14 protein-coding genes are annotated in these 14,488 nt (G+C 67.5%); 13 read left to right on the top strand and 1 reads right to left on the bottom strand.

The features are described 5' to 3' along the window. The first annotated feature begins 328 nt into the window (after window positions 1-328). The 3 genes from EC845_RS10295 to EC845_RS10285 all read left to right on the top strand — a co-directional run bounded on the left by EC845_RS10295 (window position 329) and on the right by EC845_RS10285 (window position 3,472). Entirely contained in the window at window positions 329-805 is a 477-nt protein-coding gene (locus EC845_RS10295) for a peroxiredoxin (RefSeq protein WP_123297811.1), read from the top strand. Between the two features lie 322 nt (window positions 806-1,127). Then, window positions 1,128-2,969, top strand: coding sequence for a PhoH family protein (locus EC845_RS10290; protein WP_123297809.1), 1,842 nt, complete (start codon window positions 1,128-1,130; stop codon window positions 2,967-2,969). A 107-nt stretch (window positions 2,970-3,076) separates the two neighbouring features. Further along, on the top strand, window positions 3,077-3,472 hold the full coding sequence (locus EC845_RS10285; protein ID WP_123297807.1) for a hypothetical protein: 396 nt from the start codon (window positions 3,077-3,079) through the stop codon (window positions 3,470-3,472). A gap of 104 nt (window positions 3,473-3,576) precedes the next feature. Here EC845_RS10285 and EC845_RS10280 read toward each other — a convergent pair whose 3' ends face one another. Further along, entirely contained in the window at window positions 3,577-4,137 is a 561-nt protein-coding gene (locus tag EC845_RS10280; RefSeq protein WP_199739767.1) for a type II secretion system protein N, read from the bottom strand. 181 nt (window positions 4,138-4,318) lie between these two features. On the opposite strand from EC845_RS10280, the gene gspG reads away from it, so the two are divergent. The 10 genes from gspG (at window position 4,319) to gspF (ending at window position 14,487) form a co-directional block, all read left to right on the top strand. Further along, the gene (gene gspG, locus EC845_RS10275; RefSeq protein WP_123297805.1) at window positions 4,319-4,765 is read left to right on the top strand and encodes a type II secretion system major pseudopilin GspG; all 447 of its coding nucleotides are present in this window, start codon (window positions 4,319-4,321) and stop codon (window positions 4,763-4,765) included. Window positions 4,766-4,814: 49 nt separating this feature from the next. Continuing rightward, on the top strand, window positions 4,815-5,288 hold the full coding sequence (locus tag EC845_RS10270) for a prepilin-type N-terminal cleavage/methylation domain-containing protein (RefSeq protein ID WP_233598008.1): 474 nt from the start codon (window positions 4,815-4,817) through the stop codon (window positions 5,286-5,288). Window positions 5,289-5,293: 5 nt separating this feature from the next. Further along, window positions 5,294-5,674 carry a type II secretion system minor pseudopilin GspI gene (gene gspI, locus EC845_RS10265; RefSeq protein WP_123298078.1) on the top strand — a complete coding sequence of 127 codons (381 nt, stop codon included), beginning with the start codon at window positions 5,294-5,296 and terminating at the stop codon, window positions 5,672-5,674. A gap of 1 nt (window position 5,675) precedes the next feature. Further along, a complete protein-coding gene (locus EC845_RS10260) occupies window positions 5,676-6,410 on the top strand; it encodes a type II secretion system protein J (protein WP_123297803.1) in 735 nt (244 codons plus the stop codon). After that, window positions 6,407-7,450 (top strand): type II secretion system minor pseudopilin GspK, encoded by a 1,044-nt coding sequence (gspK, locus tag EC845_RS10255; protein WP_158615666.1) that lies wholly within the window; start codon window positions 6,407-6,409, stop codon window positions 7,448-7,450. The genes EC845_RS10260 and gspK overlap by 4 nt, the downstream gene beginning before the upstream one ends. Window positions 7,451-7,477: 27 nt before the next feature. Further along, on the top strand, window positions 7,478-8,773 hold the full coding sequence (gene gspL / locus EC845_RS10250; RefSeq protein ID WP_123297801.1) for a type II secretion system protein GspL: 1,296 nt from the start codon (window positions 7,478-7,480) through the stop codon (window positions 8,771-8,773). Between the two features lie 7 nt (window positions 8,774-8,780). Then, window positions 8,781-9,341, top strand: a complete 561-nt coding sequence (gspM, locus tag EC845_RS10245) for a type II secretion system protein GspM (RefSeq protein ID WP_123297799.1) — start codon at window positions 8,781-8,783, stop codon at window positions 9,339-9,341. 134 nt (window positions 9,342-9,475) lie between these two features. Then, window positions 9,476-11,785 carry a type II secretion system secretin GspD gene (gene gspD / locus EC845_RS10240; RefSeq protein WP_123298072.1) on the top strand — a complete coding sequence of 770 codons (2,310 nt, stop codon included), beginning with the start codon at window positions 9,476-9,478 and terminating at the stop codon, window positions 11,783-11,785. A gap of 32 nt (window positions 11,786-11,817) precedes the next feature. Then, window positions 11,818-13,179 carry a GspE/PulE family protein gene (locus tag EC845_RS10235; RefSeq protein WP_123298074.1) on the top strand — a complete coding sequence of 454 codons (1,362 nt, stop codon included), beginning with the start codon at window positions 11,818-11,820 and terminating at the stop codon, window positions 13,177-13,179. A 48-nt stretch (window positions 13,180-13,227) separates the two neighbouring features. After that, window positions 13,228-14,487 (top strand): type II secretion system inner membrane protein GspF, encoded by a 1,260-nt coding sequence (gspF, locus tag EC845_RS10230; protein ID WP_123297798.1) that lies wholly within the window; start codon window positions 13,228-13,230, stop codon window positions 14,485-14,487. The last annotated feature ends 1 nt before the right edge of the window (window position 14,488 follow it).

Raw genomic sequence — 14,488 nt, 5'->3', positions numbered from 1 at the left:
TTGGAGCCCGGCCCGTACAGGCCCGCGGAGGGCCGGCGCGCACGCCCTCATGCAGCCAGCGCAGAAGCACTTGCGCGGCGTGTCTGACCACGGGCCTGACGGCGGGCGTGGTTTCGGGTAAAATTATGCCTTTCGCGAGGTTGTCCTGGCACTGAAGTGGGGTTGTCGACCGGTTGGGTTCCGATCCGGCCGCCCGCCTGACTCTCTCCGTGCGCTGCCCCAGGTCAACTTTTATGCTCTGCCTCGTCGCAGTGCACCGCCGAGGATAGCGTACCGCTACCTTTTTGGTGCCCGCTGGTTTGGCGCCCGTCTTGAAAGAAACTGAAACATGGCGATTGTTGTCAACAAGCCCCTTCCTGAATTCGAAGCAAACGCCACCAACGACGTCAAAGTTTCCAACACCTCGCATCTCGGCCAGACCATCATCCTGTATTTTTACCCCAAGGACAATACGCCTGGCTGCACCACCGAAGCGATGCAGTTCCGCGACAAGTACAAGGATTTCGTCAAGGCCGGTGCCGAAGTGTTCGGCGTCTCGCGCGACAACATGAAGTCGCATGACGACTTCAAGGCCAAGCTCGAACTGCCCTTCGAGCTCATCGCCGACACCGAAGAAAAAATGTGCCACATGTTCGGCGTGGTCAAGAACAAGATCATGTACGGCAAGAAGGTCAAGGGCATCGAGCGCAGCACCTTCCTCGTCGGCCCCGACGGCGTGCTCAAGCAGGAATGGCGCGGACTGAAGGTCCCCGGCCATGTGGACGAAGTGCTCAAGGCCGTCAAGGAACTCAAGAAGGCAGCCTGAAGCCCGGATAGGCGAAGGCGCCAATCCCCTCCGCGCGGCTGCGCCGCAAATCAGAAACCGGGCTTGTCCCGGTTTTTTTATGGGCCGGGACCCGGCTTGGCCCGGCGAACACACGATTCCGGCAAGCGGGGATCCGGGAGTTCGTTCATCTCGGCTGCGGGATGTCCCGCCTTGTGCATAATGGTTTCATGCCGTTGAGACTGACATCTTCTGTCACCGCCGCAAATCCGAATCCGAAAGAGCCCCCTGGCTTGCCAGGAGGCTCTTTGTTTTTTTCGTTTCCCGCTTTCCACCACACGCCGTAGCCCGGCCATAACCGCCTATGCCACTGCCACCCGCCCCCACCAAGCGCGCAGCTCTGCTGGCGCATGAAGCCTACGATGCCCCGGCACGCAGCAAGGCCCCCAGCTCATCCGGCAGCCGCGGTACGCGCAAGCCGGCCGGCGACGACAGGCCCCAGGCCCTGTCGGCCCCTGCCTACGACCGGACCGACGACGCCACGCTCGGCGCGTCCCCCATCCAGGAAATCACCGAAACACCCAAGTCCGGCCGAACCTCGGCCAAGGCCAAGTCGACCGGCAAGACCGAAGTGGCGCGCAAGACCGCAGCCAAGACCGGCAGCCGCCGTGTCTCCGCGCTCGTCCAGGCGCCTCCGGCCCCGGAAGCCCCGGTGCCGCAACCGGTGGCTACGCCCATCGAAGCCGCAAGCCAGCCCGCCGGCAATGCGGTCAACGCATCCTCTGCACGGGGACGCAAGCGTGCGCCGCACACGGGACCGACCAAGCTGTTCGTGCTCGACACCAACGTGCTGATGCACGATCCGATGAGTTTGTTCCGCTTCGAGGAACACGACATCTTCCTGCCCATGATCGTGCTCGAAGAGCTCGACGGTCACAAGAAAGGCACGACGGAGGTCGCTCGCAACACCCGCCAGGCCAGCCGCACGCTGGATGCGCTGGCGGCCATCAAGGGCGCTGACCTCAGCAAGGGGCTCACCCTGGACGCCACCGGCCACCACGAGGCCGGCGGCAAGCTGCTGTTCCAGACCACCCCGCTGAACTACACCCTGCCCACCAGCCTGCCTCAAGGCAAGGCCGACAACCAGATCCTGGGCGTGGTCGAGGCCCTGCGCCAGGCCCATGCCCCGCGCGACGTGGTGCTGGTGTCGAAAGACATCAACATGCGCGTCAAGGCGCGCGCGCTGGGCCTGCAGGCCGAGGATTACGAGAACGACAAGACGCTCGACGACGGCGACCTGCTGTACTCGGGCGCCCTGGCCCTGCCCGGCGACTTCTGGGACAAGCACGGCAAGACGGTCGAGAGCTGGCAGCAAGGCGGGCACACCTACTACCGGATCACCGGCCCGGTGGTGCCGCAACTGCACATCAACCAGTTCGTCTATTTCGAGGCCCCCGGCGAGCCGTCGTTGTATGCACGCGTCAGCGAGATCCGCGGCAAGACCGCCGTGCTCAAGACGCTCAAGGACTACAGCAGCCAGAAGAATGCGGTCTGGGGCGTGACCACGCGCAACCGCGAGCAGAACTTCGCCATGAATCTGCTGATGGATCCGGAAGTCGATTTCGTCACGCTCACCGGCACTGCCGGAACGGGCAAGACGCTGCTGACGCTGGCCTCCGGCCTGACCCAGGTCCTCGACGACCGCCGCTACAGCGAGATCATCATGACCCGGGCCACCGTCAGCGTGGGCGAGGACATCGGTTTCCTGCCGGGCACCGAAGAGGAAAAAATGGGGCCGTGGATGGGCGCGCTGGATGACAACCTCGAGTTCCTGGGCCGCAACGACAGTGGCGGCGCCGGGGAATGGGGCCGTGCCGCGACTAATGAACTGATCCGCTCGAAGATCAAGATCAAGAGCATGAACTTCATGCGCGGCCGCACCTTCCTGAACAAGTACGTCATCATCGACGAAGCGCAGAACCTGACGCCCAAACAGATGAAGACCCTGATCACCCGGGCCGGTCCGGGCACCAAGATCATCTGCATGGGCAATCTGGCGCAGATCGACACGCCTTACCTCACCGAAGGTTCGTCGGGCCTGACCTTTGCAGTGGACCGCTTCAAGGGTTGGCCGCACGGTGGGCACATCACCCTGGCGCGTGGCGAACGCTCGCGCCTGGCCGACTTCGCCAGCGAAGTCCTCTGACCGGGCTCCAGGCGGTCCGCTGGACCGCCCGGGCTTGAAACCGCACCATTCGCCGGTATCTGCATCAACAGAACCGGCGTTTTTTTATTCTGCTGAAGGAGACCCCTGTGGCCCTACCCTGGCTCGCCGCCCTGAAGATCATCCCCTGGAAAGATGTCATCGCCGCCACGCCGCAAGTCGTCAAAGGCGCGCAGAAGCTGTATGACTCGGTCAAGAACAACCCGAAAAAAACCGAGCCTCCGGTTTCGAGCGAAGAGATCGAACGCCTGCACCACGACCCGCAGGCCCTGCGCAACCATGTCCAGGCGCTGCATGACCGTCTGGGCCGTCTGGAGCAGGAACAACGCACCAGCGCGGAGCTGATCCGCGATCTGGCCGAACACAACGAACGGCTGGTGGCCGCAGTCGATACGCTGCGTGTGCGCACCCGCCTGCTGTTGCGCGTGGGCTACGGCATGGCGATCGTGGTGCTGGTGCTGGCGATCCACGCCTGGCGCACCTGAATGCGGGGGCGCACGGCGCCTGCCCGAAGGCCAGGCAGAGACCGGCGCTCGTCGGCGCCCGACGGGTTTCAGTCTTCAAACGACCGGCAGGCGGCGGCCACGACTCACCGCTGAGGCGGCCTGGGCGGCAAAAGCCGGCTGGCGGCATTGGCGCCGGCATTGACAGGGGCCGGCGCTGCAGCGGCACCCGGCGAACCTGCGGGACGGAGCGTGCGTGCTGCACCACCTGCACCGACCTTGGATGCGTATTCCTGAGGCATGTCCAGTGTCCAGTCCGCATGGCCCTGTTGCACCAGCACGGCCCGCTGGGTATCGAGCGAACCGACCGTATAGCCGTCGGCCACGACCTGCCCGGGCCGGAAAGGCTGAGCCGGAGCGCCGTTGATGGCGATCAGCGCTGCACCGCCGTCGGCCCGGGCCACCACGCCTGCCAGCGTGAGCTGGGCGCGCGAGGAAGGCGCGGCGGCGGCGGCCGGTCCGGGGGCGGCCCCGAGCAGCCGGGCCACGCTGGCTTCTTCGGCCACGGGCAACGGTGGCGTCACAGGCGCAGGGGCTGCCGCGCTCGAGGACCAGGCCAGCAGCTTGAGACCCCAGTAGACCACCACGGCACCGCCGGCCAGCCAGACCGCGAGGGTGGCCAGTCGTGCAAGAGTCAGGGAAGCCACGGGGCTGGAGGCCGAAGATGAAAGGGTGTTGGCAGACATCCGTCGATTATGATCCCGTGCGCTGTCGGTTGGTGCCAGTGCGCGCCAACTTCGATATCGTCACCCCGCGGTCATGACCATGTCATGATAGACGTTGCAAAATGACCGATTCCCCGAATCGCACCTGAGGAACATTCCAGCTATGCATAGTGCAGTCCACGCACCCGCCCGCCGTGCCCGCCGGCAACGGGGTTTCACTCTGATCGAACTGATGGTGGTTCTGGCCATCATCGGCGTGCTGGCTGCGCTGATCGTGCCCAATGTACTCAACCGCGCCGACGACGCCCGGGTGACGGCCGCCCGCACCGACGTCAACAATCTGATGCAGGCGCTCAAGCTGTATCGTCTGGACAACCAGCGCTACCCGACCACCGAGCAGGGCCTCCAGGCCCTGGTCACCCGCCCGACCACCAACCCGGCCCCGAACAACTGGAAGTCCTATCTGGACAAGTTGCCCAACGACCCCTGGGGCCGTCCCTACCAGTACATGAACCCGGGCGCACGGGGCCCGGTGGATGTGTTCTCGTACGGCGCCGATGGCCAGCCTGGCGGCGAAGGCAACGATGCCGACGTCGGCAGCTGGCAGTAAGCCGGCGGCGCGCTGGCTTCGGCTTTCTTCCCAATAGTGGCATCCGGACGTGACCCGCGCCTTCCGCCCTTCACGTGTGATGCCGCGCGCGCGCGCGGCGGGCTTCACGCTGCTGGAGCTGCTGATGGTGGTGGCGCTGATCGCGACCGCTTCGGCACTGGTGACGCTGTCGTTGCCCGATCCCGATCGGGCCGTGCTCGAACGCGACGGACAGCGACTGGCCGCCCTGCTCGATTCGGCCCGGGCGCAGTCCCGTGCCAGCGGACGGCCGGTGTTCTGGCGTGCCATCGACGGCGGTTTCCGTTTTGAAGGCATGCAGCCCTCCGGCCAGGCCGCGCCCGGTCCCCGCCCCGCCATGCGCTGGCTCGACGGCGACGTGCGCATCGTGCAGGGTGCAGGCGTGATGCAGCTGGGCCCCGAGCCCATCATCGCGGCGCAGGGCGTGGTGCTGGGCCGCGGCAGCCAGAGGTTGCAGATCGCCAGCGATGGCCTGCGGCCTTTTGCGGTCACGCTGCTGCCATGAAGCGCATGCCCCAGACACGCCGGCCGGCGCCATCCAGGGCTCGCGGCTTCACACTGGTCGAGGTCCTGGTCGCGCTGGCCGTGGTCGCCCTCGCGCTGGCAGCCGGCCACAAGGCCGCCGGCTCTCTCATCCACAACACGCAGCGGCAGGACGACGCCCTGCTCGCCGAACTGTGCGCTGACAACGCCCTCATCGGCCTGCGTCTGGCACGGCAGTTGCCGGGCATCGGCAACAGCACCAGCAACTGCATGCAGGCCGGGGTGCGCTACGACGTGAGCCTGCGGGTGCAAGGCACGCCCAACCCGACCTTCCGCCGCGTCGACGCCCAGGTGCTGCGCGACGGCGCCAACGTGCTGACGCTGTCGACCATCATGGGGCAATACTGACATGCGGTATGGCGTCGCCGCACGGCCCATGCGGGGCTTCACGCTGGTCGAAGTGCTGGTGGCCCTCTTCATCCTCAGCGTGCTGGCCATGCTGAGCTGGCGGGCGCTCGACGGCATGTCGCGCGTGCAGACCCAGGTCTTTGCGCACAGCGACCAGACCCTGGCCCTGCAGTCCGGCCTGGGCCAGTGGCGCAGCGACCTCGACGCCGTGCAGGAAAACGGCATCTACAACGCCATGGACTTCGACGGCCGGGTCTTGCGCATCACCCGCAAGGCCGCGGCCACCGGCCTGGTCGATACCGAGGGCAGCCTGCAGCTGGTCGCCTGGACCCTGGTGCCGGCCAACGGCACGATGACCTGGCAGCGCTGGGCCTCGCGCACCTTCACCACCCGGGGCGAGCTGCGGCAGGCCTGGCAGGCCGCCGGCGACTGGGCCTCGAGCGGCGGCGCGTCCGCCAGCGCACAGATCATCACACCGGTGATCGCCGCCACGAGCTGGCAGTTGCTGTATTACCGCAACAACAGCTGGACCAATCCACAATCGAGCGCGGATGCGGCCACCGAATCGCCCAACGACACAGGGACGGGCACCGGCACCCCGGAGGCCGCCCCGCGCACCGGGCTGCAAGCGATCCCGGACGGGGTCCGCCTGGCGCTGACTCTCGCCAGCCCGAGCGGCATGCAGGGCGAAATCGTGCGCGACTGGATCCATCCCATCGTGGGAGGCACCCAATGACGCGCACGATCCATCGCGGCCGCCAACGTGGCGCAGCGCTGCTCATGGCGATGCTGACCGTCGCACTGGTCGCCACCCTCGCGGCAGCGGCCCTCTGGCGCCAGTGGCGCGGCGTCGAGGTCGAGACCGCCGAACGCGGACGCGTGCAGGCGCGCTGGATCCTGGCCGGTGCGCTCGACTGGGGACGGCTCATCCTGCGTCAGGACGCTCGCAGCGGCGGCCCCGACCATCTCTCCGAGCCTTGGGCCATCCCGTTGGCCGAAGCCCGCCTGTCGACCTTTCTCTCGGGCAACTCGGATGCCTCCGCGGCCAGCGAGGACGACGCCATGAACGCCTTCCTCACGGGCTACATGGTCGACATGCAAGGCCGTCTCAATGCCTACAACCTCATCGAGAACGGCCAGATCTCGGAATCGCAGTCGCTGGCGTTCGAACGTCTGTTCAGCTTGCTGGCGCTGCCCGCGTCCGAGCTCGAACGCTGCGTGCAGCAACTGCGCCTGAGCATGCCGGCGAGCGCCGGCAGCCAGACCGGCAGCTCCGGCAGTGCAGGCAATACAGGCGGCGACTCGGACAGCAACACGGTGATCGCGCCCACCCGGTTTGCCGATCTGCGCCGCATGGGCCTGAGCGCCACCACGCTGGCCCGGCTGGCGCCCTATGTGACCTGGCTGCCCTCGCGTACCACCGTCAATCTCAATACCGCGCCGGTCGAAGTGCTGTACGCCAGCATTGCCAACATCGACCGCGCCGGTGCGCAAAAAATTGCACAGGCTCGGCAGAACACCCACTTCACGTCGGTCGACGAGGTGCGTAAAGTCCTGGGCTCGACCAGTACCTCGGGTGGAAGCGGCGACGCACCTGCACCCGAGATCAGCAGCCAGCTCCACGGCGTGAGCAGCCGCTATTTCCAGATCAACGGCCAGGTCCGCATCGACGATACCCTGGTCGGAGAACAATCCATCGTGGTCCGTAACGGCTTGCAGATCCGGACGCTGCAGCGCGATTCGCTCTTTGCGCCCTTACCCATGCCATCGTCCTGACGTGGCTGCCGAACTTACCTACCGTCCATGACGCTTTTTATTGCCTTAGCCCCCCCCCATACCGGTGATGTGCCTGCCGGCCAGTACCGTTATGCGACCAGCGCCGACGGCACGACACTGACCGCGCAAGGCACGGCGCCGCTGGCGGTGCTGCCGCGCGGGGCCGGGGAAACCGTGGCCGTCGTGCCGGCCAGCGCGCTGTCGTGGCATGCCGTGCGGCTGCCGCAACTGCCGCGCGGCACATCCGCGGCCCGGCTGCGCAGCGTGCTCGAGGGCCTGCTCGAGGAACACCTGCTCGACGACCCCTCAACCCTGCATTTCGCACTGGCCCCCGGTCGCCATACAGGGCAGTCCGAAGTCTCGCCGGTGTGGATCGCCTGCTGCAACAAGGCCTGGCTGACCAGCCAGTTGCAGGTACTCGAACAAGCCGGCCTGCCCGCCGCACGCTTGCTGCCCGCGCAATGGCCGCGGCCGGCCGGAGCCCTCCCCGATCTGCTGTTGGCCGGCGAGCCGGATCAGCCCGTGCTGCTGGCCAGTTCGGCGAACGGCGTCTGGCAGATTCCCGTGCGCAGCCAGCAGGCGTTCGAACAGGCGCTGGCCCAGTGCGCGGTTGCCCATCCGGCCCCGGCAGCGAGCGACGCACCCGACACCGACGGCGCCGTGGAGCCGTCCGGTCCGGTGCTGCACACCGAACCCGCCGTCAGCGTGCTGGCCGAGAAATGGCACGGCGCACCGGTGCCGCTGCGCACGCTCGAGCAGAACTGGCTGGCCGCGCATGCCACGGATTTCGATCTGGCCCAGTTCGACCTGCGGCTGAGCGGCGGTGGCCACGTCCTGCGGCGCTGGCGCAAGGTCGGCACACGGCTGCTGCACGCGCCCGAATGGCGTGCCGCCAGGGTCGGTCTGGTGGTCCTGGTCGCCGCGCAGCTCATCGGGCTGAATGCCTGGGCCTGGATCCAGCAGCGGCAGTTGCAGGCCACGCGCGCGGATATCCAGACGCTGCTGACGCAGACCTATCCGCACGTGCGCGCGATCGTGGATGCGCCCTTGCAGATGGAGCAGGAAACCGATCGGCTGCGCCATGCCAATGGCCAGGCGACCCGCCGCGATGCGGAAACACTTCTGCAGGCGCTGGCCAGTGCCTTGCCGACCACCCAGCGCCTGGAGCGCCTGGCATTCTCGGCGGGCGAGCTGCAGTTCAACACCCGGGCCCTGTCCGCCGAGGCTCTGGAGGATGCCCAGGCCCGGCTGCAATCGTTCGGCCTGCTGCTGCGGCCGGCTGCCAACAACCAATACACGCTGACCGTCCAGGCGGCACCCTGACCCGGCCATGACACAGACCCGAACCTCACGATCCTCCCCGTCGCGCGGCAGCCGTGCCTCGCCCGCACCGGCCCGGCCTTCGGGCGCCGCGGCCCAGTTGCGGGCCCGCTGGAACACGTTGCAACCGCGCGAAAGATTGCTGCTGGGCGGCGGCGGCGCCCTGCTGGCCTTGACGCTGGCGTGGCTGCTGCTGCTGTCGCCCGCCCTGAACGTGCTGGCCACGGCACCGGCCCAGATCGAACGATTCGAACGCCAGAAACAGCGCATGCAGGCGCTGGCTGCCGATGCGGCCACGCTGCGCGAACAGGCCAGCGCCGTGCCGGAAGACCGTGGCGCCGCGGTGCAGGCCACGGCCCGCGTCGTGCTCGGCGACCGCGCCAATCTCACCCTCGGAGGCGAGCAGATCGTCGCCCGGATCGAACGGGTGCGCGGCGACGAGCTGATGAGCTGGCTGTCCCAGGTCCGCAGCAATGCACGGCTCACCCCCGACGAATCCAGCCTGGAGGCCGACGCCGCCGGCCTCTGGAAAGGCAGCGTCACCTTCAGGCTGCCGCCGGAGGCCCGCTGATGACCTTTGTCCTTCGCCGCCGACAGCCCCCCGAACCGCTGGCCGCCCGCGCCGCACGATTCGACGCCACCTCGCAGGCCCGCCGGGCCACACTGCCCAACGCACCGAACACCAGCCTCTCGCTTGCCGACATCATGAGCCATCCTCTTTCCCTGATCCGCCTGGCCACGCTGGCCGTCTGCATGTCCACCGCGCTGGCCTCGCCGCTCGCCCATGCCCAGGCCGCTGCCAATACGCCTGTCACGCTGAACTTCGTCAACGCCGAGATCGAGGCGGTGGCGCGCACCATGGCGGTCATCACCGGCCGCAACGTGGTGGTCGATCCCCGTGTCAAGGGCACGCTGAATCTGGCCAGCGAGACGCCCCTGTCGCCCTCCGCCGCCTGGGACCAGTTCATGGCCGGCCTGCGGCTGCAAGGCTATGCGGTGGCCGAATCGGCAGGCATCTACAAGGTCGTTCCCGAGGCGGAAGCCAAGATCCAGACCACGGTGGTGAACGCCGGCCCGGCACGCCTGGCCGGCAACCAGATCGTCACGCAGATCTTCGCGCTCAACCACGAGAACGCGAACGGCCTGGTGCCCGTGCTGCGCCCGCTGATCACGCCCAACAACACCATCAATGTCAGCCCGGGCACCAACGCGCTGGTGATCACCGACTATGCCGACAACCTGCAGCGCATCGCACGCATCATCAGCGCGCTGGACGTGAGCAATGCCGGCGACGTGGATGTGATTCCCTTGCAGCACGCCATTGCGACCGACCTCGCGGTGCTCGTCAACCGCCTGGTCGAAGGCGGCAGCGCCGGCGCCTCCGGCAGCGGCACACCGGCCGGTGTGCAGACAGCGGCCAATTCGGCTTCCGGCGACAGCTACCGCACGTCGGTGCTGGCGGAGCCGCGCAGCAACAGCCTGGTGATCCGCTCGGCCAACCCGGCCCGTGCGGCCCTGGTCCGTTCGCTGGTCAGCCGCCTCGACCGCCCGACTTCACAACAGGACAACGGCAACATCCACGTGGTCTATCTGCGCAACGCCGACGCCACGCAACTGGCCGTGACGCTGCGCGCGGCCATGAGCGCCGACCCGGGTTTCGCCGGCAACAACAACACCGGCGGCGGCGCAAGCACCGGCGGCACGAGCAACACCAGTTCCACGGCCAGCCTCAGCGGCCTGAACAGCAACACCAGCACCTCGACGCTGGGTTCGGGCAGCAGCAGCTCCAGCAGCATGGGCAACAGCAGCAGCAGCGGCAGCAACCTGATGACCGGTGCCGCACAGCCCAGCACCGGCGGCATGATCCAGGCCGACCCGGCCAACAACGCCCTCATCATCAGCGCCCCCGCACCTCTGTACCGTCAGATGCGCGCAGTGATCGATCAGCTCGACACGCGCCGTGCACAGGTCTATGTCGAGGCGCTGATCGCCGAAGTCACCGCCGACAACGCCAGCGACCTGGGCGTTCAGTGGCTGGGCCTTGCCGGCAGCGGCAACGGCTACATCGGCGGCGGCACCAACTTCGGCTCCACCGGCAACCTCTTCAACATCGCCGCCAGCGCCGCGCTGGGCACGACCACCGGCTACAGCTACAACCAGGGCCTCAACATCGGCCTGTACAAGGGGTCTCTGGCGGTGCTGGCCAACGCGCTGGAAACCAAGACCAATGCCAACATCCTGTCCACGCCAACGCTGCTGACGCTGGACAACCAGGAGGCCAAGATCACCATCGGCCAGAACGTGCCGGTGGCCACAGGCTCCTACTCCAACAGCAGCTCCAGCGGCACGGTCAATCCCTTCACGACGTTCGACCGCATGGACGTGGGCCTGACGCTCAACATCAAGCCGCAGATCAACGCCGACGGCACCGTCAAGATGCAGATCTACCAGGAGGTCTCGAGCATCTCGGGCTCGCTGGGCTCGGCCACCACCGACTCGTCCAACCTGGTGACCAACAAACGCACCGTGGCCTCGACCGTGCTGGTGCAGGACGGCAGCACGGCCGTGCTCGGCGGCCTGATCCAGGACCAGCTCGAAGTCGGCAACAGCGCCGTGCCGGTGCTCGGCCGCCTGCCCGTGATCGGGGCCTTGTTCCGCAGCGAGAGCCGCTCGCGCAAGAAGACCAATCTGATGGTGTTCCTGCGTCCCGTGATCCTGCGCGACAACTCCAGCATGGACCGCCTCTCGCTCGATCGCTACGACATGATGCGCACCCTGCAGACGATAGGCCAGCCCGAGCCGAGCAGCGTGATGCCGATCAACAGCGGCCCGATCCTGCCGATCGAGCCCAACAGCGCGCCGCTGAGCACCAACGGCAGCGCTCCGGTGCCGCAACCGCTGGTCCGGCCCTTCGATCCGCCGGCACCCGCGCCCGCACCCGACCTCACCCCCATGCGCCGCAGCACGCCCGCCGCGCCGGCAGCCGATCCGTTCTTCCGCAGCGAAATGCCCTGAGGTCCGCCATGAGCAGCAATCCCGCCCGCGCCCTGGCCTATCCCTTGCCTTACGCGTTCGCGCGCAGCCACCAGGTGCTGCTCGAGGACGATGGCCAGGAACGCCTGCTGTGGCTGAGCCCCGCATCGAGTTCCGCCGCCTGCGGCGAGGTGATGCGCCGCCATGCCGTGCACGACATGCGCCGAGAGGATGCGGCCAGCCTGGCCCAGCGCATCAGCAATGCCTATGCCCAGGGTGAATCGAGCGCCGCGGCCGTGGTCAGCGAAGTCGAGTCCGACGCCGACCTCTCGCGCATGATGCAGGAACTGCCCGCGGTCGAGGATCTGCTCGAGACGGCAGGCGATGCGCCCATCATCCGCATGCTCAACGCCCTGCTCACGCAGGCCGCGCGCGACGGTGCCAGCGATATCCACATCGAACCCTTCGAGCGGCACTCGAGCGTGCGTTTCCGGGTCGACGGTGCGCTGCGCGAGGTGGTACGGCCCAACCGCGCCCTGCACGCCGCGCTGATCTCGCGCCTGAAGATCATGGCCGAGCTCGACATCTCCGAAAAACGACTGCCCCAGGACGGCCGCATCGCCCTGCGCATCGGCAACCGTGCGGTCGACGTCCGGGTCTCGACCCTGCCCTCGGCACACGGCGAACGGGCGGTGCTGCGCCTGCTCGACAAGAGCGAGAGCAAGCTCACGCTGGAAGCCATCGGCATGCAGGGCGAGGTGCTGGGCGAATTCACGCGCCTGGTGTCGCAGCCGCACGGCATCGTGCTGGTGACCGGGCCCACCGGCTCGGGCAAGACCACCACGCTGTATGCGGCGCTCAACCGCATGATTTCCGGCACGACCAACATCATGACGGTCGAAGACCCCATCGAGTACGAGCTCCAGGGCATCGGCCAGACGCAGGTCAACAGCAAGATCGACCTGACTTTCGCCAAGGCCCTGCGCGCCATCCTCCGGCAGGATCCCGACATCATCATGATCGGTGAAATCCGCGACTTCGAGACGGCGCAGATCGCCATCCAGGCCTCGCTCACCGGCCACTTGGTGCTGGCCACGCTGCACACCAACGATGCCTCGAGCGCGGTGACCCGTCTGATCGACATGGGGGTCGAGCCCTTCCTGCTCAGCTCGTCGCTGCTGGGCGTGCTGGCCCAGCGGCTGGTGCGCAAGATCGACCTGACGGACCCCAGCGGCTACCGTGGCCGCACCGGGCTGTTCGAACTGCTGGTCGCCGACGACGCCATCCGCGCGCTGGTGCACCGGCAGGCCTCGGAAGCGGAGATCCGCGAAGCCGGACTGGCACGCGGCATGACGCTGATGCGGGACGACGGCCAGAGGCTGGTCGAGCTGGGCGTGACCAGCCTGGAGGAAGTGCTGCGCGTGACGCGAGACTAAGCCCGGGCCCTTCGCCCGCCATTCCGATCTTCCTCTAGCCATTCCACCATGCCCGCCTACGCCTTCGAAGCCCTGGACGCCCAGGGCAAATCCCGCAAAGGGCTGATCGAGGCCGATACGGCCCGCGCCGCCCGCAACCTGCTGCGCAACCAGTCGCTGGTGCCGCTCGAGGTCAAGCCCGTCGCCGGCGATACGGCGACGGCCGCTGCGGCGGCTCAATCCGGCAGCGGCGCTACCCGCGCGAGCTGGAACATCACCCTGTGGCAGAGCCGCGCCTTCAGCTACACGGCGCTCACCGTGTGGACGCGCCAGCTCGCCGATCTGGTCAGCGCCGGTCTGCCGCTGGAGCAAGGTCTGGCTGCGCTGGCCGAGGAGTTCGAGGACGAGCGCCAGCGGGCCCTGGTCGCCACCTTGCGTGCCGAGGTCAACGGCGGTTCCTCCTTCGCGCGAGCGCTGGGCCTGTATCCGCGCGAGTTCTCGGACATCTACCGCGCGGTCATCGAGGCGGGCGAGCACAGCGGCAAGCTCGATCTGGTGCTCGACAAGCTGGCCAACGACATGTCCGACAACCAGGCCCTGCGCGGCAAGCTGCTGGCTGCCGTGCTGTACCCGGCCATCGTCACCCTGGTGGCCATCGCCATCGTGATCTTCCTGTTGAGCTATGTCGTGCCGCAGGTCGCCCAGGTGTTTGCCGGCTCCAAGCAGGCCCTGCCCTGGCTGACGGTGATGATGATGAATCTCAGCGATGCGGTGCGCAACCATGGCTGGGCCATGCTCATCGGCATCGTGCTGTTCGCCGTGCTGTGGCGGCGGCTGATGCGCGTCGATCGATTTCGCCAGCTGTTCGACAGCTGGTGCCTCACGCTGCCTGTGGTGGGGCGCCTGGCAGCAGGCTACAACGCCTCGCGTTTTGCTTCGACCCTGGCGATGCTGGCCGCAGCCGGCGTGCCCATCCTGAAAGCCTTGCAGGCCGCCGCCGATACCCTGGGCAACAGTGCCATGCGTGCCGATGCACAGGACGCCCTGGTGCTGGTGCGCGAAGGCGCGCCGCTGGCTTCGGCCCTGCAGGGCAAACGCGGCTTTCCGGCGCTGGTCGGCATGTTTGCCCGGCTGGGCGAACAGACCGGCCAGTTGCCCATGATGCTGCAGCGGGCCGCCGCACTGCTCTCCAACGACGTGCAGCGGCGAGCCATGCAGTTGGCCACCATCCTCGAGCCCCTGCTCATCGTGGGCATGGGCATGATGGTGATGTTGATCGTGCTGGCGGTGCTGATGCCCATCATCCAGCTCAACCAGTGGGTGGGATGAA

This window comes from Comamonas sp. BIGb0124 (genome assembly GCF_003752175.1).
Classification (GTDB): domain Bacteria; phylum Pseudomonadota; class Gammaproteobacteria; order Burkholderiales; family Burkholderiaceae_C; genus Comamonas_F.
This window is presented reverse-complemented; position numbering and strand designations above follow the sequence as displayed.